The organism is Amycolatopsis sp. DG1A-15b (assembly GCF_030285645.1).
In the GTDB taxonomy this organism is placed as follows: Bacteria; Actinomycetota; Actinomycetes; order Mycobacteriales; family Pseudonocardiaceae; genus Amycolatopsis.
Window position 1 is genome coordinate 3,446,977 of the sequence record NZ_CP127296.1, and the last position, 23,170, is coordinate 3,470,146.

Here is a 23,170-nt window from a genome sequence, read left to right on the forward strand (position 1 = left end):
GGCAAGGTCACCGACGAGGGCCAAATCGCGTTACGGCGAATGACGGATTGCCCCTGCGACTGGTTACCGTTTGACTTGGTGTGCAACGAAACCGCGTGCGGGCAAGCGGCACGCGTCACGTCTGGGGGGATCGTCCATGGCACGTCCACGAGTACTTTCGCGCGTCGGCATCCTGGCGGCCGGCAGCCTCGTCACGTTACTGGCGGGCACTGTCGTCCTTCCGGCGCCGGCCACGGCCACCACGCAGATCACCGACCTCGGCGTCCTGCCGGGCGGCAGCTACAGCTTCGCCTTCGCGATCAACTCGAGTGGAACCGTCGTCGGCGAGTCCTCGGTCGGCCTCGGCAACCACGCTGCACGCTGGAACCCGGACGGCACCATCAACGACCTCGGGATGCTGCCCACCGGAGTGAGCAGCACGGCGCAGGCCATCAACGACGCCGGTGTCGTCGCCGGCAGCGGCAGCATGCGGGACGCGGAGTACAACTTCCACACCCACGCCGTGCGCTGGAACCTCGACGGCACGATCGACGACCTGGGCACGCTGCCCGGTGACATCGCCAGCGAGGCACGCGGGATCAACTCCGCCGGCGTCGTCGTCGGCTACTCCCAGCAGCCGGACGGCGTCCGGCACGCGGTGCGGTGGAACGTCGACGGCACCATCGACAACCTCGGTACCCTTCCCGGCCAGCACAGCAGTCAGGCGAACTCGATCAACGACACCGGCGCGATCGTCGGTTACTCCTACGGTTGCTGCCCCGGCACCAGGGCCGTGCAGTGGGCCCCGGACGGCACCATCGCCACGCTCGGCATCGGGTCCGGCTCGTCGACCAGCATCGCCACCGCGATCGACGACGACGGCGTGGTCGCCGGCTACGAGACGACGGACACCTCTCGCGTCGCGCGCTGGGACAGCGCCGGAGTCATCACCCTGCTGAACCCGTTGCCCGGGGATGCCACCAGCTGGGCGTCAGGCATCGCGGCCTCCGGGGTGATGGTCGGCAAGTCGTTCACCTCGGGCAACACCGGGCACGCCGCGCGGTGGGACACCGACGGCACGGTCTCGCCACTGGCCCCGCTTGCGGACGGCAAGGACGCCAACGCCACTGCTGTCAGCGACAACGGACAGGCAGCGGGCTACGCCACCACAGCGGACGGCCACACTCACGCGGTCCGGTGGTCCACGGGGGCAAGGTAGAACAGGATTACGGCGCCGCGACCGAAACGAACCGTCCGCTATGGAGCAGGGTGCGTCGAGGCAGAGGGTTCGGGGAACGGGCCCCACCCCACGGTTCCACCGGTGTGCGTGACACCGTCGAAGTCGACTTTTCCGGCGGAGAAATGTGCGTCGTCGAACTCGACTCGGCCTGCCGAGAACACGGCTCCCTTGAACGAGGTCGTGGTGCCCGCGAAGGTTGCTCGGCGGAAATCGACGAACGCGCCGGCGAATTCGACCCCGCTGAACCAGACCGGGGTGCCCTCGAACTCGACGTCGTTGAACTCGACGTGTCCTGCCACGAAACGCGCCTTGTGGAATGTGACGTTCCCGCCCCGGAAATGAGCCTTCGAGAAATCTCCGCAGTCGAAGACCGCGCCTTCGAAGCTGAATCGGTAGCCCCGCCATGACACGGCGCTCCAGTCGTCACGGAGATGGTTGCGGATCACGCGGATGATGATGCGACGGACTTCACGGTTGCCGTCGGAGTAGTCGGCGGAAGCCGTGTCGGCGACGTAGGGCATCCGCAGATACGCGCAGAGGAGATCAATGCACGTCTGCCTGCCGTCGATCCACTCGTCGGCCAGCTCCGCCAGCGCGTAGACACCTCCGGTCCGCACCACGTATTCCGCGTTGCCCAGCTGGTCGGCCGCCTTGCCGAAGCGGTCGGCGTAAGCCTTCGCGTCCTCGCGGTATTCGGCCAGCTCCGCATCGCGCTGCTTGCGGTAGGCGACGGTCAATGCGACGACCGCGCCGATCCCGGCCACGACGGCGAGGATGACCTTCAAGGCTTCCAATCGTTCGCCTGCGGTCAGCGCGGGTGGTGCTGTCGTCCTGCCGGTGGTCGGAGTCGAAGGGGCCGTGACGTTCGGACTGCCCAGCCCGAGCCACAGCAGCGTGCCGAACCCGACGGCGACCGCGGTCGCGAGCAGCAACAGGAGCCCGACGTGCAGGAAAAGTGACCGTGGAGAGACACGGGCAGGTCGCTGGCCGCGGAACACGAGGCCTGCTGACGTCGATTCACGCGGTCGGCTCATGCCGCAAGTAGTACGGCAGCCGTGGTCTCGAATCAACTAGGATAGCGGAGACTTCCGACCTGAGCAGCGAACTTGATAGCGCGCCGGCGGCTACGCCCCCCAGGCCCGACGGCACGATGTGGAGCTGGGACAACGCCGATGAGCCCTCGTGCGGAAATGGGGATCGTCCTGCTGGGGATCTGCGCACTCCTGGTGACGACGGTGTTCGTCGGGACCCGGTGGCGGGAGAAGAGCGGAGGGCTCGGCCAGGTACCGCCTCCGGCGCCGGAGTACGCACGCCGGATCATCGCGCTGCGGGACGAGGACTACGACCTCGTCCTGCGGGGCGGGGCCCGGGTGAACGGCATGGGCGCGACGTGGCCGTTCGCCAGCCTGCTGGTCAGCCGAGACCAGATCGAGCTGCGCGTCCAGATCCTGATGCCGATCCGGATCGCCCGCGCCGAGGTCATCGGCCTGCGTCGGGTGCGTGGCCTGTTCAGCTACGGCTTCAAGTTCCGGACCGAGTCGGGCCGGTTGGACAAGGTGAGCTTCTGGCTGCCGGGCAAAGCCGCGCACCAGCTGGCCGAGCTCGGCTGGCACTAGGACTGTCCGTCGAGGCGGTATTCCGCGTTCACCAGGTCGAGGAGCTCGGCCACCGACGTCTCCGCGGCCGGGCGGTCGAAGGTGATCTTGCCGTGCTGCAGCAGGTTCACCCGGTCGCAGACGTCGATCACCTGGCCGTAGTTGTGGGCGATGAGGATGATCGCGATGTCGCCGCGGCGTTTCAGCTCCTGCAGCAACCGCAGGATCACCGCGCTTTCCTTCGCGCCCATCGCGGCGAGCGGCTCGTCGAGCAGCAGCAGCTTCGCCTTCGAATACACCGAGCGGGCCACCGCGATCGCCTGGCGCTGGCCTCCGGACAGCATGCCCACTTCGGCGGTCACCGACGGGATCCTGATGCCGATCGAGTCGAGGGCCTCGCGGGCGCGGTGCTTCATTTCGCGGCGACGCAGGAACGGGAGCGGGTGGTGGGTCAGTTCGCGGTTCAGGTGCAGGTTCAGGTAGACGGGCAGGTCGTCGACCATCGCCAGGTCCTGGAACACCGTCTCGATGCCCAGTGACCTCGCGTGCACCACGGACCTCAGCGTGGTCGGCTCGCCTTCGAACAGGATGCGGCCGCCGTCGGGCTGGTGGTAGCCGGTGAGGATCTTGATCAGCGTCGACTTCCCGGCGCCGTTGTCCCCGATGAGCCCGAGGACCTCGCCGCGCCGCACGTGCAGGGTGATGTCGGCGAGCGCGGTCACCGGGCCGAACTGCTTGCTGACGCCCTCGACCCGGATGACGTCGGCGGTCATGTCAGCTCCCGGGATCCGGCGCGCTTGCGCACCACGATCAGCGTCACGTTGAGCACCATCGCGACCAGGATGGCGGCACCGAGAACCAGGTTGAACGCGTTCGCGCTGACCCCGGTCAGGTTGAACCCGTCGAACACGATGCCGAGCAGCAGCGCGCCGAGGAACGCGCCGACCACCGTGCCGGATCCGCCGAGCAGCGCCGTGCCGCCGATCACGGCCGACGCGACCGCGAAGAACATCGTGGTGAACCCGCCGTTGGTCGGGTCGTACGAGCCGACCCGGGTGCCCTGCAGGATGCCGGCGAGCCCCGCCAGGGTGCTGGTGATCGCGAAGTTGACCACCTTCACGCGGTTCACCGCGATGCCGGACTCCGCGGCGCCGACCGGGTTGCCGCCGGTGGCTTGGGTGTGGATGCCGAACCGGGTCGCCGAGAGCACCACCTGCATCACGACGACCACCCCGGCCGCCCACAGGAACTCCGTCCAGCGCGTGCCCCCGAAGGCGGCGACCACCCAGCCGTCCTTCGGCGCACCGACCGGGCGGGCGTTGGAGATGATCAGGACCAGGCCCTGCAACAGGAACGCCGTCCCCAGGGTGGTGATGAACGACGGGATGTCGAGCAGGGTCCGGATCAGTCCGTTCACCAATCCGACCAGGGTGCTCACCACGATCGCGCCGAGCAGGGCCAGCCACAGCGGCCAGCCGTTGACGAAGAACTGCATCAGCATGAACGGGGCGAGGGTGAACACGAACCCGGCGGAGAGGTCGATTTCGCCGCAGATCAGCAGCATCACCTGCCCCGCGGCGATGATCGCCCACGGCGCGACGTACTGGGCGATCGTCTGGTAGTTGTCCAGGGAATTGAACGCGTCACTGGTCACCGTGAAGTAGCTTCCGGCGGCGATCGTGACCAGCAGGATGCTGAGTTCCTTGATCCGCATCACGCCCAGCAGCAACGGTCTCATCGACGTTCCCCGCTACCGGCCCGACGCCGGCGGCAACGGGATCGCGCCCGGCATCCCGATGACGTCCTTGTTGTCGCCGCCCTCGAACCGGCTGTGGGCCGTCGCGTACGGGCCGACGTTCTCCTTGGTGACGAACGTGAGGCCGGTGTCGGTGGCCGGCGGCGCGACCAGCGTGCCGGACAGCCGGAACAGGTAGAGGTAGAGCACGGACAAGAACCCTTGCAGGTACGGGGACTGGTCGATGGTGAAGTCGAGCGCGCCGCCCTTGACCCCGGCGACCGTGTCGTCGAGCAAGTCGAATCCGCCGGCACCGACCCGGCCCGAAAGGCCGCGGTCGGCGATCAGCTTCGCGCACGCGGCGGTGCTGCCGGCGTCGACCGCGTAGATCCCCTTCGCTCCGGCGTTCCCGGTGTACGCGGCGGTCATCGCGTTCAGCTCGCCGGCCTGCTCGGCCCCGGTGTTCACCGACTGGACGCGGACGCCGGGCGCGGCCTGCTTCAGCGCGTCGGTGATGCCGTCCAGCCGCGGCTGGACGTTGTTGCCGCCCGGCTGGGAAATGCCGACCAGGATGTCCCCGGAGGTGATCTTCTGCGCGATGCGCTGTCCCATCCGGAATCCGGACAGGTACAGGTCTTGCCCGACGTAGGCGAGCGGGTAGTTGCCGGCCGCACCGGCGTTGTAGGCGATCACCGGGATGCCCTGGCCCAGCGCCCGTTTGGTGAGGTCGACGAAGGCGTGGTCGTCGGTCAGCGCGATGGCGATGCCGTCGACCTTGCTGTTGATCGCGGTTTCCATCGCGCTCGCCATCTGGGCGACATTGCCGTTTTCCGAGCCGGTCCACTGCGGCTCGGGCACGCCGAGCAACGCCGCCGCGTCGGCGAGCCCGGACCGGGTCGGGACGAAGAAGGAGTTGGTGGTGACGTGGTTGACGAACACGAACCGCCACCCCGGATTGCCCGGGAACGGCCCGGAACGCCCGCCGTTCTGGGCCTGCTGGACGCCGGTGCACGCGGCCAGCGCGGCGCCCGCGGCCACCACGCCACCGCCCGCGCCGAGGTACTTCAACACCGCTCTCCGGGAACTGGCGCCTGGTTCGGACATCATCGGACGACCCCCATTCAGCTCAGCCCCGGGCCGTGGCCCCCGGGGAGACCCCTTCGAACCGCACACACTTAAGATGCGGCTGCTCGCCAATCTGTTGCGCCGGCGTCCGAGTTTCCGGAAGCGCTACCCGGCTCGCCGGGAATTTCCGGCAGGAGTGCAACAATGTGCCGGGGTCTCGGCATCTGACTTGATGTGCACTTCGAAGAGTTCGCGCGTGCTCAGCTGCCCGACCTGGTGCGGTTCGCGGCCGTTCTGACCGGCGACCGCGAGCTGGCGCAGGACGTGGTGCAGGACGCGCTGGTGCGCGCGCACCAGCTGTGGCGCCGGGTGGCCGCGGCCGACCGGCCGGATCTGTACCTGCGGAAGATGGTGGTCAACGGCTACCTCTCGTGGCGACGCCGCTGGTACCAGCGCTCGGTGCAGACCGCGCCGGACGTCACGAAGTTCGGCGAAGCGGCGGTTCCCGACCACGCGGACCGGATCGCCGACGCCGACCGGCTCGCCCGGCTGCTGACCGGCCTCTCGCGGGCGCAGCGGGCCGCGATCGTCCTGCGCTTCTACGAAGACCTCGACGACGGGGAGATCGCCGAGGTGCTCGGGTGCGCGGTCGGAACCGTCCGCAGCCACATTTCCCGGGGGCTCGGCGTCCTCCGCGTCCAGATCGCGGACGGCAAGCGGGTCGCGTGCTGACCGCCCCGAAGCCCCCAGGGAAGGACAGCCGGTGCGGAGCCGACGACAGCGCACGAGCTTGCTGGTCAGCGGGTGATCGCGACCGTGATCACGCCCGCCGCGCCGGCGTTCGCGGACACACCGTCACGAGTACCGGTCCGCGGGCTCGAGGGCACCCGGTCCACCCACGTGGTCCACGACGGGACCGACACCGGGCCGGCCGATCCGGCGGCCCCGGTCACCGCCCAGGTGTTCCTCGCGGGTGACTCCCGCAGCCTGGCCGCCTACGCCCGCGCGGTGTCGGACCCGCGTGATCGCCGCTACGGCCACTACCTGACCGCCGAGCAGACCCGCGCCCGCTTCGGGCCGGCGCAGCACCGCATCGACGCGGTCAGCGAGTGGCTGCGCGGCACCGGCCTGTCGATCGTCAGCGCCGGCTCCCGGGCCGTCGTCGCCCAGGGCACGGTCGCGCAGGCGGCCGAGGCGTTCGGCACCCGCTTCGACAACTACACCCTTTACGGCACCCCGTTCCGGGCGGCCGTGGATCCGGTCACGGTGCCCGCGGCGGTGGGGCGGGACGTCCTGACCGTCACCGGGCTCACCGCCGTGACGGGCTCCCGCCCCTCCGGTCCGCCGCCCGGGACCGGGTCCCGGACGGCCTCTCGCGCCACCTCGGGAGGGGCGCCCACCAGCCCCTGCCCGGCCCACTACGGCGACACCCCGGCCACCGACCTCCCGCCCGCCTACGGGCACCCCGCGCAATGGGCGCCGTGCGGGTACACGCCGCGGCAGGTGCGCGACGCCTACGGGATCACCGGGACCGGCCTCACCGGCAAGGGCGTGACGATCGGGATCGTCAGCATCGGCAACGAGATCAACGCCCTGCCCGACGCCGACCGCTTCGCGACCGAGCACGGCGAGCCGCCGTTCGCCCCCGGCCAGTTCACCGCCTACGTCCCGGCCGACGCCCGGCCCGAGGAAGCCAGCGGCGAGTTCGCCATGGATGTCCAGGCCGCCCACGCGATCGCCCCGGAGGCGGACATCGCCTTCGTGGTGGGTTCCCGGGCCCGCTACGGCGACGACGTGCTGGACGCGATCGTCCGGATCGTCGACCGGCACCTCGCCGACGTCGTGTCGGGGTCCATCATCGTCGGCTACACCCCCGGCTCCGCCCCGGACGCCGTCGCGGCCTACGAACGCGCGTTCCAGGAAGCCGCGGTCGAGGGCATCACCTTCACCTTCGCCAGCGGCGACTCCGGCGGTGGCGGCACCGACGACGGCATCCGGACCGTCGAGTACCCGGCGTCCAGCCCGTGGGTCACCGCGGTCGGCGGCACCACACTGGCGATCGGGCCGGTCAACTCGTACCGGTGGGAAATCGGCTGGGCGACCGACGAAGTGCCGCTGTCCGGCGACGGCAGCTCATGGGAAGCGGAGCTGCCCGGCTACCAGGGCAAGGCCTCCGGCGGCGGGACCAGCACCGTGTTCCCGCAGCCGTTCTACCAGCGCGGCGTCGTGCCCGCGTCGTTCGCCGGATCACCGGCGATGCGCACGGTGCCCGACGTCGCCGCCCTGGCGGACCCCGACTTGTGCCTGCTCGTCGGGGAAACCGACTACAACCTCGACGGCAGCCTGTCCTACAAGGTGGGCAACGGGGGCGGCACGAGCCTGTCCTCACCGGCCTTCGCCGGGGTCGAGGCCCTCTTGGTCCAGGCACACGGTTCCCTCGGCTTCGCGAACCCGGCCCTCTACGCCCGCCCCCGGTCGGCTTACCACGCCATCGCCGACAACCCCGCCGGGACGCCGGATACGGTGGCGTTCGCGGTCGTGAAGCACGGGTTCGTCGACCTGATCACGCCGGGGCAATACGCGGACTCGAACCTCGTCCACGCCCCCGGCTACAACACGGTCACCGGCCTGGGCTCCCCCACCCGGGAACTGATCGAGTCCTTCCGCCGTCGACCTCAAGGCGTCGACGGCGGGGCCGGCACCTGAGCGAGACCGCCGCTCAGCGGGCCGCGGCCTGGGCGAACCGCTCCCACGCCGACTGGCGGGTCATGCCCAGCGCCTCGCCGATCTGGGTCCAGGTTCCGCCCAGGGCGCGTGCCTTGCCCACCCAGGCCGCCAGGTTCTCCTGGACCTGGGTGCTCGCCACCGAGACCGGGCGCAGGTTCGAAAGCACCTGCTCCAGCGGCAGGTCGTGCTCCCACGGCGCGATGAGCGGCACGTCCGCCGGCTTGCCTTCGATCACCGACACGCACAGCTGCACACACCCGTCGCAGATGAACACGCCCGGGCCGGCGACCAGCGTGTCCACTTCCGTGTTGGGCTTCGAACAGAACGAGCAGCGCGCGAACACCGCAGCACTCATCGAAAGACCTCCCTTGTCAGGCGCAACCTTACAGTCGTAAGGGTGCGCCTGACAAGAGGAAGGCCGCCGTCCACGCGGACAGCTCGGTCAGCCGGCCGGTCAGCTCCTCGATCTCCGCCCAGCGGCGGTGTTCCCGCTCCAGGTCCGGCACCAGGAAGTCCTCCACCAGCAGCAGGAGCGTCGCGATCTCGTAGGCGACGTCGGCGAGCTGCAGGAACGGCCGGTACTGCGCTTCGGTGCCCGCCCCGTGCCGCGCGGCCCAGTCACGGGCGCCGTGGCCGGCGGTGCGGCACACCGCCTCGACCGTGCGCCGCAGGTCGCCGCGGCGGGAGCCGGGCGGTCCTTCGGCCAGCGGGGCGACGTTCCAGGCCACCGACAGCAGGCAGCACCCGGCGTCGTCCATCGACTCGTTCATCACCGGAGGTACTCTGCTGACCGGCACGCACAGTCCCGCCGCTCCGACTCGCCGGCTCACCCCATCGTGTGGCCGACCGGCCCGGATCGGGTGAGCATCGGCACCGACACGAAATCGGCCAGCGCCTGCTGGCCGGCCGCGTTCGCGTGGATGCCGTCGCCGTTGTCGTAGGCGGGCAGGATGCTGTTCGGCTTCAGCGGATCCGCCAGCACCGTGTCGAAGTCGACGACGCCGGAACACGTGCCGCCGCAGGTGTTCCAGCGCTCGACGAACAACGCGATCTCGTGCCGGGCGAGGTTCGCCTGGTCGCTGTACCCCGGCCTCGGCGTGCTCGGCGTGACGTACACCGGAATGCCGGCCGCCCGCAGCCGCGCGAACACCGCGCGGTAGCTGTCGAGGATCGTCGCCGCGTCGCAGCCGTACGCGAGGTCGTTGGTGCCGTAGTAGTAGATGACGGCCGTGACGCCGTGCAGCGCCAGCACGTCCCGGTCCAGGCGGCTCGCCGCGTCCAGGCCCGCGACCGACGGCGGCATCCCCGGGCACGACCGGGCGCTCGTCGTGCCCGAGACGCCGGCGTTGGCGACGGCGAGCTGCGCGGACGAGGCGACGATCCGCCGCGCCAGGTCGTCGGTCCACCGGCGGTTCGTGCCGAGCTCGGTGCAGCCGGGACCGCAGTTGGTGCTGCCGATGCCGTCGACGACCGAGCTGCCGAACGGGACGACGACGCCCCGCAGAGCCGCGTTGTGCACGTCGACGGCGCTGACGACGTACGTGGCGCCCACCGTGGCCGTGAAGGCGCCGCCCGAAGCATCGCCGGCGTGGTCGCCCGAGCCCGGCGGCGTGAGGTAGTTGTCGCGCAGCGCCGCGCCGTGGCGGCCGGGCACGGCGCTCCCCTCGACCGCCATGCTGACCGCGAGGTCGGTGTCCGGGCGCGTCGCGAGCCACGTCTCGTCGCTCCAAACCTCACCGCCCGCCGGGATCGTGACGGCGTGCCGCCCGAAGAAGGTCAGGTCGCGGACCCCGGTGACGGCGGCGCCGCCCGCGCTCGGCCCGGCGGTGGCGTGCCCGATGGTCAGCGGCCCGGTGCCGAAGGTGTTCTGGAACCGGACGCGCACCGCGTCGCCACCCTGGCTGAGGTGGGTGATCATCCGCAGCGACTGGCCGGTGACCGCCGTGTCGGCCCGCCCGTCCTGCGACTGTGCCCACGACGTGAACCACGTCCGCGCGGCCCCGGCGGCCCCCGGAGCGGAGACGACGGCGGCCACGGCCACGGAAACCGCAGCGAGAACGGCGACCCTGCGCACGACGCCTCCCGAGTCCACAATGGACGAGCGGTGGACAGCTCCCGGCGATCGTAGGCAGCCGGTCACGGAAGGGACAAGGTTTTGTCCGATCTTGTCAGCGGCGGCGGTCTCCGGTTCGATGGCGGCATGACCGAACCCCGCACCTTCGGCGATCCGTACGAAACCCCGGACGGGACGACGGTGATCCCGGTCCACCGGCCGGTCGGCGTGTTCGCGGTCCGCGACGGCCAGGCCCGGTGGGAACCGGCCGTCGACGCCACGCGCGTCGCCCTGCTGGGCATCGGCATCGGGCTGGTCGCCGCCACGCTCACCGGGATCGCCATGGTGCACCGGCCGCCGTGGCCCGACCTGCGCCGGCGCGGGCGCTAACCCTTGGCCAGCGCCTGTACCCGGCCGATCGGGCCGTTGTAGTAGTTCTGGTCCCCCGGCAGGCTGCCGCCACGGGCGAACTGCCAGATGCTCTGCTTCTCCCACCCCGCCGGCAGTTCGCCGACGTCCGGGCCGTACCGCGCCAGCCACAGCGGATCGGTGTTCCCGAACCGGGCCGTGTTGCCGGTGCACTGCTTCCACCAGGCCGTGCTCGTGTAGATCAACGCGCTGCGCTTGACCTTCGCCAGGTACGTGCGGGTGAAGTCCGCGATCCACGCCGTCAGGTCGGCCGGGTTCTTGCCGTAGCAGACGTCGCCGTACGGGTTGTACTCGATGTCGAGCGCGCCGGGCAGCGTGGTGCCGTCCGCGCGCCAGGCGCCGCCGTTGGCGATGAAGTACTCCGCCTGCTGGGCGCCGCCCGAGACGTCCGGGCGGGCGAAGTGGTAGGCGCCGCGGATGATGCCCGCCGCGTGCGCGCCGTCGTACTGCTGCCCGAACTGCGGGTTGACGAACCCGGTGCCCTCGGTCGCCTTGACGTAGGTGAACTTCGCCCCGGCGGCGGCCGCGGCGGCCCAGTCGACCGGACCCTGGTGCCCGCTGACGTCGTGCCCGAGCGTCTGCCCGGGCGGGTCGGTCCGCGGAGTGCCCCGGACGCCTTCGTGGCGGGCGATCTGCGTGCCCGCGTAGTTCGTGTCGGCCAGGGAGTAGTCGGCTCGGGCGGGCGTCGCGACCACCACCGCCGCGAGCACCGCCAGCGCGGCCGCTCCCGCCAGCCGCTGTCCCGTCACGGTTCGGTTCATCCGGGCTCCGATCTCGGTACGGGCAGATCCGCAACCCATGCTGCCTGCCGGGCTCGGTCCCCGCGAGGCTTGTGTCACCCGATGCAGTGATCTTCAGAGTTCGGTGGTGATGATCGCCTCGACGAGCACTTCCCCGGCCGGGGTCAGTTCGACGACGCCCGGCCGCAACCGGACGAGGCCCCGCGAAGCCAGCGAACGGAACTTGCCCAGCCACGGTTCCGCGAACAGCGACCGCCCCGGGAACCGCGCGGTGTGCACGGAATCCCGCACCGGCTGCAACGTCGTGAGCGCCATCTTGACGGCCCGGGCCTCCTGCGCCTCGGGGGTGAACCGCGTCGCCGACCCCAGCGGGATACGGCCGGCGTGCACGGTTTCGGCGTAGCGGCGGGAGTTCACGTCGGTGATCGCCTCGGACGCGCGGCAGCTCGAGCTGCCGCCCAGCCCGATCGCGACTTCGGCCTCCTGCTTGTCCTGGTCGACCATGATGGACTTCCACTTCTCCGGCCCGAGGCCGTCGCGGGCGAAGTACATCGTCGGGTGCTCGGTGTACCCGGCCGCGCGCAGGCCGTCGGTGAGCAGCTCCCGCATCTGGTACTGCTCGCCGAGCGTCGGCCAGCGGTGCCCGTCGCGCACCAGCTTGTCCCGGTAGGACGGCAGCTGCCACGCGGCCGGCTTCTCCCCGGTGACGCCGGTGCGGGTGTCGCTGTAGGACGCCAGGTGCAGCTTCGTGCACACCACCGCGGTGACTTCGTTGTCCAGGACGACGTCCAGGTCGCGGCGGACGCTGTCGAGAGTCTGGTCGAGCAGGCCGTACATGAGGTCGATGCTGACCCACTCGAAGCCCGCCGCGGTGGCGTTCCGGACGAAGTCGACGCACATCTGCGCGGTGTGCTCGCGCCCGCAAAGCGCCAGCACGTGGTCGTCGAACGACTGGACCCCGCTGGAGAGCTTGGTGCAGCCCAGCTCCCGCAGCAGCTCGAGCTTGGCCGGGGTGAACGTGCTGGGGTCGCCTTCGAAGCGGATCGTCGTGCGGTCGGTGAACCCGAAGTGCGCGCGGTAGAACTCCAGCAGGCGCCGGATTTCCGGCTCCGGCAGCAGCGACGGCGTGCCGCCGAAGACGTTGAACTCCCCCACTTCGGCACCCGTCAGGTTCGGCACCGCGTCGAGCCACAGCCGCGCCTCGGCGATGTTGAGGTCGACCCAGTGCGCCGCCTTCTCGATCTTGCCCTTGACCAGCACCACCGGGTACTGGCAGAACCGGCAGCGGTAGGCGCAGGTGGGGATGTAGGACCACAGGTGGATCGGCCCGGAGGACGCCAGCTGCGCGTCCAGGTCGCGCAGGAACTCCGGCGGCGAGCCGGGCTCGTTGCCGGGGAACACGTGCGCCCCGAACGGGTCTTCCTGCACGAAGTCGAGCAGGTGCCGGTTCTCGGGCGCTTCGAGCACGTCGAGCACGCCGGGACGCGGCCACGCGGGGTCGATCGCGTGCAGCGAGCCGACCGCTTCTTCGTAGCCCAGGGTCATCAGAACACCCCTCCGTTGCCGAAGTAGTTGTGGGCTTCGCCCGACTCGCGGTCCTCGCAGTAGTAGCGGACGAATTCCGCGAACCGCGCGGCCGGCACCGCCGCCAGGCACGGCGGCAGTGGCGGCGGGTACCCGATGTCCTCGCCCACGTGCCGCCGCAGGCACGCGAACAGCTCGTCGGCGAACTCGAAGTACAACCGGTACGACGGCGTCTTGTAGGCGTGGATCGGCGTGAAGTCCACGACCCGCATCTCGTGCCGGATTTCGCTGATCCGCCGGGCCAGCCGCGCGGCCAGGTCGTGGCCGAAGAACGCGATGACGGCGTCGTCCTCCAGCAGCGCGGGCGTCAGCAGCACCGGCAGGATGGTGTTCTTCGGCGTGAAGTCCTTGATCGAGAACTCCCAGGCCTGCTTGGCCTCGGCTTCGGTGAGGTCGGTGGGCACCGGCGGCGCCGACGGCCGGATGTCGCGCATGACGATGATGCCGTCCGAGCCGTAGGCCCGGCCGGCGATGACCTCGTCGATGGCGTGGTCGACGCGGCGCGGGTTGATCTCGACGCGCGAGCGCGGCGCGTAGGTGATCGCGTCGCCGCCGCTGGCGACCTTGATCCCGAAGTCCCAGTCGTCGGAGAGGTGGTTGACGAACTCGCCGTCCTGCAGCTGGTAGAAGATCTCGATGCCGCCGGCGCGCTCGTAGGCGTCGCGCTCGACGGCGAAGCCCTTGCCGTCGGGGAAGCCGCCGAAGAGCGCGAACGTGACGGCGCGGCACCGCAGGGTCCGCTGGATCGCGTCCCACAGCCGCGGCCGCCCGGTGAAGTGCCCGGCGTTGTAGTAGTAGTCGCAGACGCCGATGGCGGCCTTGCTCGTCTCCATCGCGGCGAACAGCTCGCTCAGCCAGTGCGGGTCGACCCGGCAGTCCGCGTCGGCGGAGACGAGGTAGTACCGCTCCCCCGGGTCGCTCTCGGGCCGGTTCCGGCTGCGGGCGGCGGCAAAGTCCATTCCGGCTCGCCGCGCGCACGAAACGCCCTGTTCGGGTTCGTGGATGACGTGCAGGGCCAGGTCCGGATGCGCCGCCGCGAAGGCGTGCGCGACGGCCACGGTGTCGTCCGTCGAGTTGTTGTCGACGAGCACGACCTCGTACCGGCTCTTGTCCAGGGGCACGTCGCCGTCGCGCTGGTCGTGCAGCGTCCGCAGCACCTCCGGGAGGTTCGCGGCCTCGTTGTACACCGGCAGCACGACGCTCAGCCGCGTCGCCGCGCCCATCGGCGGCGGGTACAGCCGGTCCACCAGCTCGTCGACGACCCGCGCGCCGAACCGCGCCTGCCCGAGTTCCGAGTTCACCCGCACCACTTCGGCCCGTTTCCCTTCGTCGGTGATCAGCTCGGCGACTTCGCGCGCGAACGCCGCGTCCGGCAGGTCGCGGGCCCGGATGTCCAGCACCGGCGCCCGGAAGCTGCCGTAGACGACGTCGTACAGCTCGTACCCGCTGGTGATGTACGGCGTCCCGGAGGCGATCGCCTCGCTGACCGGGTTGCCGTAGCTCTCGTAGTCGTAAGAGGTCAGAAAGGACACGACGGTCGTGTGGGCGAGGAGGTCGCGCACGGAGTACCGGCCGGGGACCGCGGTGTCGTACGGGGTCAGCCAGCCGCCGAACACGACGCGCTCACGCACCCCCAGCCGGTTCGCGAGATCGACGAGCCGGGCGTGCTCGGTGGGCGTCTCGCCGACGTCGCCGGCGACGAACAGCCACGCGTCCGGCAGCAGGGCCAGCAGGTGGAGGTCCCGGTCGATGCGCTTCTGCGGGATGATCCGGGTGATCCGGGCCAGCAGCGGGACGTCGTCGGGAATGCCGTGGTCACGCCGGAAAGCCGCGTTGCGCTCGTCGATCCGCGCGGGGGCGATGGCGAAGGAGTTGGGCAGGACGTCGATGTTCGCCAGCTCCGGGACCCACTCCAGCGTCCGCGCCTTCGCCTGCTCGTGCAGGGCGAAGTAGTGGATGTGCGGGGAGTTCCGCGGCGCGGGGACACCGGGGTACGGGAACGTGCCGTACTTGGCGATCCCGGGTTCGCTCTGCCACATCAGGTCGTGGTCGCGCCAGAACACGAACCGGCCGAGCCGGTGGCGGGCACCGTAGCGGTCGATCGCGGAGTACAGCGCCTCGGTGTAGGCGAGGTTTTCCGGCAGGGTCCCGTTCTCCACCATCACCACGGTCACGCCGAGGCGTTCCCAGGTGGCCACGATCCGGTCCGCCAGCTCGCTCGCGATCCGGTCGGCTTCGGGCCGCAGCGTGTCGTCACCGGCTTGGACGATCCGGGTGAGCACCGCTTCGACGAACTCGCGGTCGTAGCCCCGGATCTGCTCGAGCCCCTCGACGCGGTCGAGCGTGACCCAGTCCGGCAGCAGCTCGGCCTCGTCGCGGTAGGGCCGGAAGAACGCGCCCTTGTCGGCCTTGATGTCGTACCCGAGGTCCAGGTGGACGCGGTGCCCGCGAGCGGCGAAGCGGTGCGCCGTCTTGAGGAACTCGACCACGACCCCGGACAGCGGAGTGGCGTCGAAGGACACGCCCCAGAGCACTGACATCGATGTCAAACCCCCGTATCGGCCTCGCCGTGGTTTCCAGCGTAAGCGCCATCACGTCGAACGGCCGTGTGAGCGCTTTCGTGGTTGACCGCGGAAGCCCGCAGCCCCCACAGTGACCGCATGAACCGGGCCCTCGGGGTGCTGACCTGCGGCGCCTTCCTCTCGATCGAGCTCGGGGTCCTCGGCTCCGGGGAACCCCGGCTCGCGCTCGCGCTCGGCGCGGTCTTCGCCGTGCTCGCGACGGCGGTCTTCGGCTGGGTGCGCCGCCGCGAGCGGCTCGCGTGGGGCGCGGCCTACGTCGCCGTCCAGCTGCCCCTGGCCTTCGTGCTCTTCACGATCGACGCCGGCGTCGGGACGACGCTGTTCCTGGTCGTGCTGGTCAGCCAGTGCGTCCTGCTGCGCCTGCCGCGGCCCGCGATCGGGCTCGTGATCGCCGTGGTGCCGCTCGTGCACCTCGGGATGTCGCTGGGCGAAGGGCTGCGGGAAGGGATCGGCACGCTCATGTCGGTGCTGTTCGCCGCGATCATCACCGAACTGCTGCTGCGGGAACAGCGCTCGCGCGGCGAACTCGCCGAAGCGCACGCGAAACTCCGCGACCACGCCGCCCAGGCGGAGCGCCTCGCGACGGCGCAGGAGCGCAACCGCGTCGCGCGCGACATCCACGACGGGCTCGGGCATTCGCTCACCGTCGTCCAGATGCAGGTGAAGGCCGCGCGGGCGGTGCTGCCGACCGATCCCGGCAAGGCCGACGACGTCCTGGCCAAAGCGCAGGAGCAGGCCGAAACCGCGCTGGCCGAGGTGCGCCGCTCGGTGCGGACGCTGCGCGAGCCAAGGCTGGTCCCGCCGCTGCCGGAGGCGCTGAAAGCCCTCGCGGAAGAGACGTCGGCGACCGGTGTCACGGCCCGGCTCACCGTGACCGGCACCGAACGTCCGCTCCCCGAGGAGCAACGCGAAGCGCTCTACCGGGCGGTGCAGGAAGGCCTGACGAACGTCCGCAAGCACGCCGGCGCCGAGACCGTGGACGTCGTCCTCGGCTACGCCGCCGCGGCGGTCCGGGTCGAAGTCCGCGACGACGGCCGGGGCAGCGACGGCGGCGCGCCGACCGGCTTCGGCCTGGTCGGGCTCCGGGAACGGGCGGCCCATCTCGGCGGCGAGCTCGCCTTCACCTCGACCCCCGGCGGCGGCAGCGCCCTGACCATGGAGATCCCCGGATGACGCCGGTCCGCGTCCTGCTCGTCGACGACCAGGCCCTGTTCCGCGAAGCCCTCGCCACCCTGCTCGCCACCCACGACGGCATCGCCGTCGTCGGCGAAGCCGGGAACGGCGCCGATGCCCTGCGCGAAGCCGCTTCGCTGGCCCCGGACGTCGTCCTGATGGACCTGCGGATGCCGGTCCTCGACGGCGTGGCCGCGACCCGGCGGCTGCGCGTCGAGCACCCCGGTACCCGGGTCATCGCGCTGACCACCTTCGACGACGACGAAGACGTCTTCGCCGCCCTTCGCGCGGGCGCCGTCGGCTACCTGCTGAAGGACGTCTCGTCGGCACGGCTGGTCGAGGCGGTGCTGGCCGCGGCCCGCGGGGAGTCGGTGCTGCAGCCGTCGGTGGCGGCGAAGGTCCTGGCGCGGTTCGCGCAGCTGCCGGACGCGCCGGAGCCGCGGCCCCAGCCGCTGGTGGTGCCGCTGTCCGAGCGCGAACTCGACGTGCTGCGGCTGCTCGCCGACGGCCGCAGCAACCGCGAGATCGCCGCGGCGCTGTTCCTCGCCGAAGGCACGGTCAAGAACCACGTCACGAACGTGCTGGGCAAGCTCGGCGCCCGTGACCGGACCCAGGCCGCACTGCGCGCGAGGGATCTCGGCCTGCTTTAGACCGTGACCCCCGGTCATGACTTCCGGCACCTGGCAGCACGGCCTCCAGGCGCGATTCTCGTCCGGGAACGAACCCTGGAGGGAACCATGACCACCACCGAAACCACCCGGACCCCCGCCCGCAAGCTGGCCCGGTTCGCCGGCCACTACGTCGAAATGGTCGTCGCCATGCTCATCGGCATGGTGGCGCTCGGCTCGCTGTGGCCGGCCGCCTGGCTCGAGCGCGCGGACATCGGCGCGATCGTGATGGCCACGAACATGACCGTCGCGATGGTGCTCGCCATGGCGCTGCGCCGCCACGCGTGGCCGCGGATCGCCGAGATGGCCGCCGCGATGTACCTGCCGTTCGCCGCGCTGCTCGTGCCGTACTGGCTGGGCGCGATCTCCGGCACCACGCTGATGGTCGCCGGGCACGTGGTCATGTTCCCACTGATGCTCGCCGCCATGGTGTGGCGCCGCGCCGAGTACTGGCACTGATCATGCTGAAGCGCCTCGCCTTCCTCCTCGCCGCGATCGCCGCCGTGCTGGCGGTTCCCGCCGTGGGCGCGACCGTCTCCGCGCTCGGCGCGATCGACGCCCTCTACGCCCCCGGCCCGCCGCGGGCCGTCCCCGCCGCGGCGCCGGTCCCCCACGACCCGGCCAAGCCGACCGCGGTGGTCGTCGTCGGCGACCGCGGTGCCGTGGTCTCCGACGCACTCGCCCCCTACGAGATCCTGGCCGCGACCGGCCGGTTCAACGTCTACACGGTCGCGCCGCACCGCGAGCCGGAGCCGCTGACCGGCGGCCTCGACCTGGTGCCGGACTTCGACTTCGCCGGCCTCGCCGCCCGGCTCGGCGGGTCCGCGCCGGACCTCGTCGTCGTCCCCGCGTTCCCGGACGTCGGCGAGCCCGGCACCGAACCGGTCACCACCTGGCTGCGGGCCCAGGCAGCGCACGGTTCGAAGCTGCTCAGCGTCTGCAACGGCGGCGCGGTGCTCGCCTCCGCCGGGTTGCTCGACGGGCGGCCGGCCACCGCGCACTGGCTGAAGGTCGACGCCTGGGCCGCCGAGTACCCGGCCGTGCGGTGGGTGCGCGGGATGCGGTTCGTCGACGACGGGAACGTGGTGACCACCGCCGGGATCCTCTCCGGCATCGACGGCACGCTGCACTGGGTCGAGCGGCTGGCCGGGCCCGCGGTGGCGGCCGACGCCGCGGCCGCCATCGGCTGGCGCCGCTACGGCACCGCGGTGCCGGTGCACCCGCCGGCCGGAATGCCGGACGCGGCGGCGATCCTCAACGCCGGGTTCCGCTGGCACCCCGGCGAAACGGGTGTGCTGCTCGCGAACGGCATCGGCGAGGTCGAACTCGCGTCGGTGTTCGACACCGAAGGCCAGTCCCTGTCTTCACGCACGCTTGCCGTCGGCTTCGACGGCGGCCCGATCCGGTCCCGGCACGGGCTCACGTTCCTGCCCCGCGCCTCCCTCGCCTCGGCCCGGCTCGACCGGCTGCTCGTGCCGGGCGCGATTCGCGGAGTCACCCCGCCGCCCGGCGGCCCGGCGCCCGAGTACGTCCACGACCGGCCCGGCTTCCCCTACGACCTTGCGGTGAGCGGGCTGTCCCGCCGCACCGACGTCGCCACCGCGCGGTGGACGGCGAAGGTGCTGGAGCTGCCCACCGACGGAGTCGTCTTCGAAGGCGACACTTGGCCTTGGCTGCCCACGGCGCTGCCGATCGCGCTGATCCTGCTGGGCGCCGCGGTGGTCGTCGTGCTCATCCTGGTGCGGCGGTCCCGGCGTCCTGAAACGATTTAGGAACCCGGCCGAAACGGCCGCTTGCGGGCCTCGTGCGTACCGGTGGCGTATTGCCAACACGTGAGGTGGTGATTACAGTCACCTCTCAGCGCTTGGTTGAAACGTTCTAATTCGCGTCCCCATCCCCGCCGCAAGGGAGCCTGCATGCTGCCCTCGAAGCTCTGGCGCGCCACCACCACCACGCTCGCCGCGATCCTGGCCCTGTCGGCCGCCGCGGTTCCCCCCGCCGGCGCCGCGCCGCCGATCGGGCTGTCCGGCGCGCACTGGATCTGGTACCCGGAGGGCGACGCCCGTGTCGCCGCGCCGGCCGGGACCCGGTACTTCCGCACGACGTTCACCGTCCCCGCCGGCGCGGTCACCGACGCCCGGCTCCTGCTCACCGGCGACGACACCGCCGACGTCTGGCTCAACGGCACCCCGCTCGCCTCCTCGGCCCGCACCAGGGACTCGTGGCGCACGGCGCTGCCGGTGGACCTGCGGCCCGCGCTCGTCCCCGGCCGCAACACCCTCGCCGTCGCCGTCCGCAACGCCGCCGGCCCGGCCGGCCTGCTCGGGCGGCTGCGGGTGACGACCGCGGCGGGCAGCACCGACCTCACCACCGGGCCCGGCTGGAAGAGCGCGACGACCGTGCCGGAGGGCTGGGAACAGCCCGGCTTCGCGGACGGGACCTGGTCGCCGGCCGCGGACCTCGGCGCCTACGGCACCGCGCCGTGGGGCGCCGGCGTCACCACGCCGAACCCCGTCGCGGCGTCACCGCTTTCGGTCGCGAGCGCCACGGTCGCGAACCGCGTGAACCCGCTGGGCGTCGACCCGGCGCGGCCGCGGTTCGGCTGGAAGCTGACGTCGGCGGCGCCGCAGCAGCGGCAGTCGGCGTACCAGCTCGTCTTGTCCACCGGCGGGAAGGACCTCTGGGACAGCGGCCGCGTCGCCTCGGCGCAGCAGGCCGACGTCGCCTACGGCGGCCCGGCACTCGCCTCGCTGACCGCCTACACCTGGCGCGTCCGCGTCTGGGACGGCCAGGGCCGGCCGAGCGGCTGGAGCCCGGTGCAGCGCTTCGAAACCGCGCTCCGGAGCCCGGCGGCCGAGTGGACCGGCGCCTTCCTCGGCCGCGCCACGGCCGGTCCGGACCTCGCCGGGGCGAGCTGGATCTGGTACCCCGAAGGCGATCCGCTCGGCGGGGTGCCGCCGTCGACCCGCTTCTTCCGCAAGACCCTGGACCTGGCCGCGGCCCCGGCGAAGGCCACTTTGGTCGTGACCGGCGACGACACCGCGACCGTGTGGGTCAACGGCACCCGCGTCAGCGACTCGCCGCGAGTGGCCGACTCGTGGAAGACGGCCGCGGTCGTCGAGGTCGGCAGCCTGCTGACGGCCGGGGCGAACACCATCGCGATCAGCACGGAGAACACCACGCAGAGCCCGGCGGGCACCATCGCGAAGCTGATCGTCCAAGGTGGACCGCAGACGGTCACCGACGGGACGTGGAAGGCGAGCCGGACCGGCCCGGACGGCTGGCAGCAGCGCGCCTTCGACGACAGCTCCTGGGCCGCCGCGCGGGCGCTGACCGCGTACGGCACCGGCCCGTGGGGCGCGAACGTCGCCGTGAGCGCGCCCGCTCCCCTGCTGCGCAAGAGCTTCACCGTCACGAAGCCGGTCGCGAGCGCCCGGCTGCTGACGACCGCGCTCGGGCTGCAGGAGACCCACCTCAACGGCGTCAAGGTCGGCTCGGAGGTCCTCGCGCCCGGTTGGACGGACTACGCGAAACGCCTGCAGTACCGGGTTTCCGACGTCACCGGGCAGATCCGCGCCGGGGAGAACGTGCTCGGCGCGCTGGTGGGCAACGGCTGGTACTCCGGCAGCGTCGGCATCGCCGGGAGCCAGAAGTACGGCACCGAGCCGTGGTACTCCGCCCAGCTGCGGCTGACGTACACCGACGGCACGAGCACCACGGTCGCGACCGACGGCACCTGGAAGACCGCCGACGGCCCGATCCGCGCCGACGACCTCTACCAGGGCGAAACCTACGACGCGCGGCTCGCGGCGGCCGGCTGGGACCGGCCCGGCTTCGACGACCGCGGCTGGGCGGCGCCTCGCGTGCGCGGCGACGCCAAGCCGAATCTGGTGTCCCAGGCTGACAACGGCGTCACGGTGCAGCAGGAGTTCAAGCCCGTCGCCTGGACCCAGCCGAAACCCGGGGTGTGGGTCGCCGACCTCGGCCAGAACTTCGGCGGCTGGAACCGGCTTTCGGTGACCGGCCCGGCCGGCACCACGGTGACCATGCGGCACGCCGAGGTGCTCAACCCCGACGGGACCGTCTACACCACGAACCTGCGCGCCGCCCAGGCCACCGACCGGTTCACCCTCGCCGGCACCGGCCGCGCCGAGACGTACGAACCGCGGTTCACCGTGCACGGCTACCGGTACGTCGAGCTGACCGGCCTGCCCGCGGCGCCGACCGCGGCGACGTTGACCGGCCGGGCGATGTGGACCTCCGGCGCGCAGACCGGCACCTTCACGTCGTCCGACGCGCTCGTCAACCAGGTGCAGCACAACATCCTGTGGGGTGAGCGCTCCAACATGCTGTCGGTGCCGAGCGACTGCCCGCAGCGCGACGAGCGGCTCGGCTGGACCGGCGACATCGGGATCTTCGCCGCGACGTCGACGTTCAACCTCGACGTCGCGAACTTCCTCGGCAAGTTCAGCGACGACCTCGTCGACGCGCAGCACGACGACGGATCGTTCACCGACGTCGCCCCGGGCGTGCTGAACGGCTCCGGCACCGCGGGCTGGGGCGACGCGGGCGTCATCGTGCCCTACACCCTGTGGCAGCGCTACGGCGATACCGGCGTGATCGACGAGCACTTCGCCGCGATGGTCCGGTGGATCGAGTACCTGCGGTCGACCTCCGGCGCCGACCTGATCCGCGACCACCAGACGTACGGGGACTGGCTCAACGTCAACGACGAGACCCCGCACGACCTGGTTTCGACGGCGTTCTTCGCGTGGTCGTCACGGCTGGTGTCGCGGATGGCCGCGGCGACCGGGCACCCCGCCGAAGCGGCGAAGTACGGGACGCTCGCCGACCAGGTCGGTGCCGCGTTCACCGCTCGCTTCGTGGCGGCGGACGGCACGATCGGGTCGGACACGCAGACCGGGTACGTCCTGGCGCTGGCGTTCGGGCTGCTGCCGGCCGACCGCGTCCAGCCGGCGGCGGACAAGCTGGCGGCCCGCGTCGCCGCGGCGGGCGGGCACCTGAGCGTCGGGTTCCTCGGCGTCGAGAACCTGCTGCCCGTGCTGGCCGCGCACGGCCACGCCGACGTCGCCTACCGGGTGCTGCTGCAGCCGGACTTCCCGGGCTGGGGCTACATGGTCGGCCACGGCGCGACGACGATCTGGGAGCGCTGGGACGGCATCAAGCCGGACGGCTCGTTCAACGACCCCGGGATGAACTCGTTCAACCACTACGGCCTCGGCTCGGTGGGCGACTTCCTGTACCGGTCGGTGGGCGGCCTGGCCCCGGCGTCACCCGGGTACGCGTCGCTGCGCATCGCACCCCAGCCGGGCGGCGGCCTCACGTCGGCGAAGTCGGCCTACGAGACGCCGTACGGCGGCGCGGTCAGCGACTGGTCAGCCGCGGGCGGGAAGCTGACGCTGCGGGTGACGGTCCCGGCCGGTTCCTCGGCGACGGTGGTGGTGCCGACGTCCCGGCCGTCGGGCATCACCGCGCCGCCCGAGGCGGTGCCCTCGGCGCCCGGGACGTACTTCCTGCCCGCGGGTTCGTACGTCTTCACCGCACCGGTGTGACCGCCTGAGCCGGTGCCGCCGCGCCAC

20 protein-coding genes are annotated in these 23,170 nt (G+C 71.6%); 10 read left to right on the forward strand and 10 right to left on the reverse strand.

From position 1 onward, the window contains the following. The first annotated feature begins 136 nt into the window (after positions 1-136). Positions 137-1,198: a hypothetical protein gene (locus tag QRY02_RS15615; RefSeq protein ID WP_285992243.1), complete on the forward strand. Its 1,062-nt coding sequence runs from the start codon at positions 137-139 to the stop codon at positions 1,196-1,198. Between the two features lie 38 nt (positions 1,199-1,236). On the opposite strand, the gene QRY02_RS15620 is transcribed toward QRY02_RS15615, so the two are convergent. Continuing rightward, positions 1,237-2,253 (reverse strand): pentapeptide repeat-containing protein, encoded by a 1,017-nt coding sequence (locus QRY02_RS15620; protein ID WP_285992244.1) that lies wholly within the window; start codon positions 2,251-2,253, stop codon positions 1,237-1,239. Positions 2,254-2,391: 138 nt separating this feature from the next. Here QRY02_RS15620 and QRY02_RS15625 point away from each other — a divergent pair, with 138 nt between their 5' ends. After that, entirely contained in the window at positions 2,392-2,835 is a 444-nt protein-coding gene (locus QRY02_RS15625) for a hypothetical protein (protein ID WP_285992245.1), read from the forward strand. Here QRY02_RS15625 and QRY02_RS15630 read toward each other — a convergent pair. Genes QRY02_RS15630 through QRY02_RS15640 form a run of 3 tightly spaced genes read right to left on the reverse strand, consistent with a single transcriptional unit; the run spans position 2,832 to position 5,620 of the window. Then, positions 2,832-3,587 (reverse strand): ATP-binding cassette domain-containing protein, encoded by a 756-nt coding sequence (locus tag QRY02_RS15630; RefSeq protein WP_285992246.1) that lies wholly within the window; start codon positions 3,585-3,587, stop codon positions 2,832-2,834. The two genes, QRY02_RS15625 and QRY02_RS15630, sit on opposite strands and share 4 nt — an antisense overlap. Further along, a complete protein-coding gene (locus QRY02_RS15635) occupies positions 3,584-4,552 on the reverse strand; it encodes an ABC transporter permease (RefSeq protein WP_285992247.1) in 969 nt (322 codons plus the stop codon). The genes QRY02_RS15630 and QRY02_RS15635 overlap by 4 nt, the downstream gene beginning before the upstream one ends. 12 nt (positions 4,553-4,564) lie before the next feature. Next, positions 4,565-5,620: a sugar ABC transporter substrate-binding protein gene (locus QRY02_RS15640; protein ID WP_285992248.1), complete on the reverse strand. Its 1,056-nt coding sequence runs from the start codon at positions 5,618-5,620 to the stop codon at positions 4,565-4,567. A 228-nt stretch (positions 5,621-5,848) separates the two neighbouring features. On the opposite strand from QRY02_RS15640, the gene QRY02_RS15645 reads away from it, so the two are divergent. Together QRY02_RS15645 and QRY02_RS15650 are read left to right on the forward strand one after the other, a co-directional pair. Continuing rightward, positions 5,849-6,346 (forward strand): SigE family RNA polymerase sigma factor, encoded by a 498-nt coding sequence (locus tag QRY02_RS15645; RefSeq protein WP_285992249.1) that lies wholly within the window; start codon positions 5,849-5,851, stop codon positions 6,344-6,346. 72 nt (positions 6,347-6,418) lie between these two features. After that, the gene (locus QRY02_RS15650; RefSeq protein WP_285992250.1) at positions 6,419-8,320 is read left to right on the forward strand and encodes a S53 family peptidase; all 1,902 of its coding nucleotides are present in this window, start codon (positions 6,419-6,421) and stop codon (positions 8,318-8,320) included. Between the two features lie 13 nt (positions 8,321-8,333). On the opposite strand, the gene QRY02_RS15655 is transcribed toward QRY02_RS15650, so the two are convergent. Genes QRY02_RS15655 through QRY02_RS15665 form a run of 3 tightly spaced genes read right to left on the reverse strand, consistent with a single transcriptional unit; the run spans position 8,334 to position 10,415 of the window. Next, positions 8,334-8,696 carry a ClpX C4-type zinc finger protein gene (locus QRY02_RS15655; RefSeq protein ID WP_285992251.1) on the reverse strand — a complete coding sequence of 121 codons (363 nt, stop codon included), beginning with the start codon at positions 8,694-8,696 and terminating at the stop codon, positions 8,334-8,336. A 28-nt stretch (positions 8,697-8,724) separates the two neighbouring features. Next, on the reverse strand, positions 8,725-9,111 hold the full coding sequence (locus QRY02_RS15660; protein ID WP_285993845.1) for a hypothetical protein: 387 nt from the start codon (positions 9,109-9,111) through the stop codon (positions 8,725-8,727). Positions 9,112-9,167: 56 nt separating this feature from the next. Then, the gene (locus QRY02_RS15665) at positions 9,168-10,415 is read right to left on the reverse strand and encodes a GDSL-type esterase/lipase family protein (protein ID WP_285992252.1); all 1,248 of its coding nucleotides are present in this window, start codon (positions 10,413-10,415) and stop codon (positions 9,168-9,170) included. 126 nt (positions 10,416-10,541) lie between these two features. Between QRY02_RS15665 and QRY02_RS15670 the strand changes: the two genes are divergently transcribed. After that, positions 10,542-10,784 (forward strand): hypothetical protein, encoded by a 243-nt coding sequence (locus QRY02_RS15670; protein ID WP_285992253.1) that lies wholly within the window; start codon positions 10,542-10,544, stop codon positions 10,782-10,784. Here QRY02_RS15670 and QRY02_RS15675 read toward each other — a convergent pair. From QRY02_RS15675 to QRY02_RS15685, 3 genes are all read right to left on the reverse strand, one after another. Then, on the reverse strand, positions 10,781-11,584 hold the full coding sequence (locus QRY02_RS15675; RefSeq protein WP_285992254.1) for a GH25 family lysozyme: 804 nt from the start codon (positions 11,582-11,584) through the stop codon (positions 10,781-10,783). The two genes, QRY02_RS15670 and QRY02_RS15675, sit on opposite strands and share 4 nt — an antisense overlap. Before the next feature lie 93 nt (positions 11,585-11,677). Then, positions 11,678-13,108, reverse strand: coding sequence for a radical SAM protein (locus QRY02_RS15680; protein WP_285992255.1), 1,431 nt, complete (start codon positions 13,106-13,108; stop codon positions 11,678-11,680). Further along, on the reverse strand, positions 13,108-15,687 hold the full coding sequence (locus QRY02_RS15685) for a glycosyltransferase (RefSeq protein WP_285992256.1): 2,580 nt from the start codon (positions 15,685-15,687) through the stop codon (positions 13,108-13,110). The genes QRY02_RS15680 and QRY02_RS15685 overlap by 1 nt, the downstream gene beginning before the upstream one ends. 120 nt (positions 15,688-15,807) lie before the next feature. On the opposite strand from QRY02_RS15685, the gene QRY02_RS15690 reads away from it, so the two are divergent. The 5 genes from QRY02_RS15690 to QRY02_RS15710 all read left to right on the forward strand — a co-directional run bounded on the left by QRY02_RS15690 (position 15,808) and on the right by QRY02_RS15710 (position 23,143). Further along, a complete protein-coding gene (locus tag QRY02_RS15690; protein ID WP_285992257.1) occupies positions 15,808-16,902 on the forward strand; it encodes a sensor histidine kinase in 1,095 nt (364 codons plus the stop codon). Beyond that, a complete protein-coding gene (locus QRY02_RS15695) occupies positions 16,899-17,552 on the forward strand; it encodes a response regulator (protein ID WP_285992258.1) in 654 nt (217 codons plus the stop codon). The genes QRY02_RS15690 and QRY02_RS15695 overlap by 4 nt, the downstream gene beginning before the upstream one ends. Before the next feature lie 87 nt (positions 17,553-17,639). Then, positions 17,640-18,029, forward strand: a complete 390-nt coding sequence (locus QRY02_RS15700; protein ID WP_285992259.1) for a hypothetical protein — start codon at positions 17,640-17,642, stop codon at positions 18,027-18,029. A gap of 2 nt (positions 18,030-18,031) precedes the next feature. Beyond that, entirely contained in the window at positions 18,032-19,342 is a 1,311-nt protein-coding gene (locus QRY02_RS15705) for a DJ-1/PfpI family protein (RefSeq protein ID WP_285992260.1), read from the forward strand. Positions 19,343-19,486: 144 nt separating this feature from the next. Beyond that, a complete protein-coding gene (locus tag QRY02_RS15710) occupies positions 19,487-23,143 on the forward strand; it encodes a family 78 glycoside hydrolase catalytic domain (RefSeq protein WP_285992261.1) in 3,657 nt (1,218 codons plus the stop codon). Positions 23,144-23,170: the final 27 nt, after the last annotated feature.

Coding starts and splice junctions, on each gene's coding strand:
- QRY02_RS15680 (WP_285992255.1), bottom strand. CDS start 13,108: ATGACCCTGGGCTACGAAGAAGCGGTCGGCTCGCTGCACGCGATCGAC.
- QRY02_RS15655 (WP_285992251.1), bottom strand. CDS start 8,696: ATGAGTGCTGCGGTGTTCGCGCGCTGCTCGTTCTGTTCGAAGCCCAAC.
- QRY02_RS15615 (WP_285992243.1), top strand. CDS start 137: ATGGCACGTCCACGAGTACTTTCGCGCGTCGGCATCCTGGCGGCCGGC.
- QRY02_RS15695 (WP_285992258.1), top strand. CDS start 16,899: ATGACGCCGGTCCGCGTCCTGCTCGTCGACGACCAGGCCCTGTTCCGC.
- QRY02_RS15705 (WP_285992260.1), top strand. CDS start 18,032: ATGCTGAAGCGCCTCGCCTTCCTCCTCGCCGCGATCGCCGCCGTGCTG.
- QRY02_RS15630 (WP_285992246.1), bottom strand. CDS start 3,587: ATGACCGCCGACGTCATCCGGGTCGAGGGCGTCAGCAAGCAGTTCGGC.
- QRY02_RS15635 (WP_285992247.1), bottom strand. CDS start 4,552: ATGAGACCGTTGCTGCTGGGCGTGATGCGGATCAAGGAACTCAGCATC.
- QRY02_RS15625 (WP_285992245.1), top strand. CDS start 2,392: ATGAGCCCTCGTGCGGAAATGGGGATCGTCCTGCTGGGGATCTGCGCA.
- QRY02_RS15700 (WP_285992259.1), top strand. CDS start 17,640: ATGACCACCACCGAAACCACCCGGACCCCCGCCCGCAAGCTGGCCCGG.
- QRY02_RS15670 (WP_285992253.1), top strand. CDS start 10,542: ATGACCGAACCCCGCACCTTCGGCGATCCGTACGAAACCCCGGACGGG.
- QRY02_RS15675 (WP_285992254.1), bottom strand. CDS start 11,584: ATGAACCGAACCGTGACGGGACAGCGGCTGGCGGGAGCGGCCGCGCTG.
- QRY02_RS15620 (WP_285992244.1), bottom strand. CDS start 2,253: ATGAGCCGACCGCGTGAATCGACGTCAGCAGGCCTCGTGTTCCGCGGC.
- QRY02_RS15660 (WP_285993845.1), bottom strand. CDS start 9,111: ATGAACGAGTCGATGGACGACGCCGGGTGCTGCCTGCTGTCGGTGGCC.
- QRY02_RS15690 (WP_285992257.1), top strand. CDS start 15,808: ATGAACCGGGCCCTCGGGGTGCTGACCTGCGGCGCCTTCCTCTCGATC.
- QRY02_RS15685 (WP_285992256.1), bottom strand. CDS start 15,687: ATGTCAGTGCTCTGGGGCGTGTCCTTCGACGCCACTCCGCTGTCCGGG.
- QRY02_RS15710 (WP_285992261.1), top strand. CDS start 19,487: ATGCTGCCCTCGAAGCTCTGGCGCGCCACCACCACCACGCTCGCCGCG.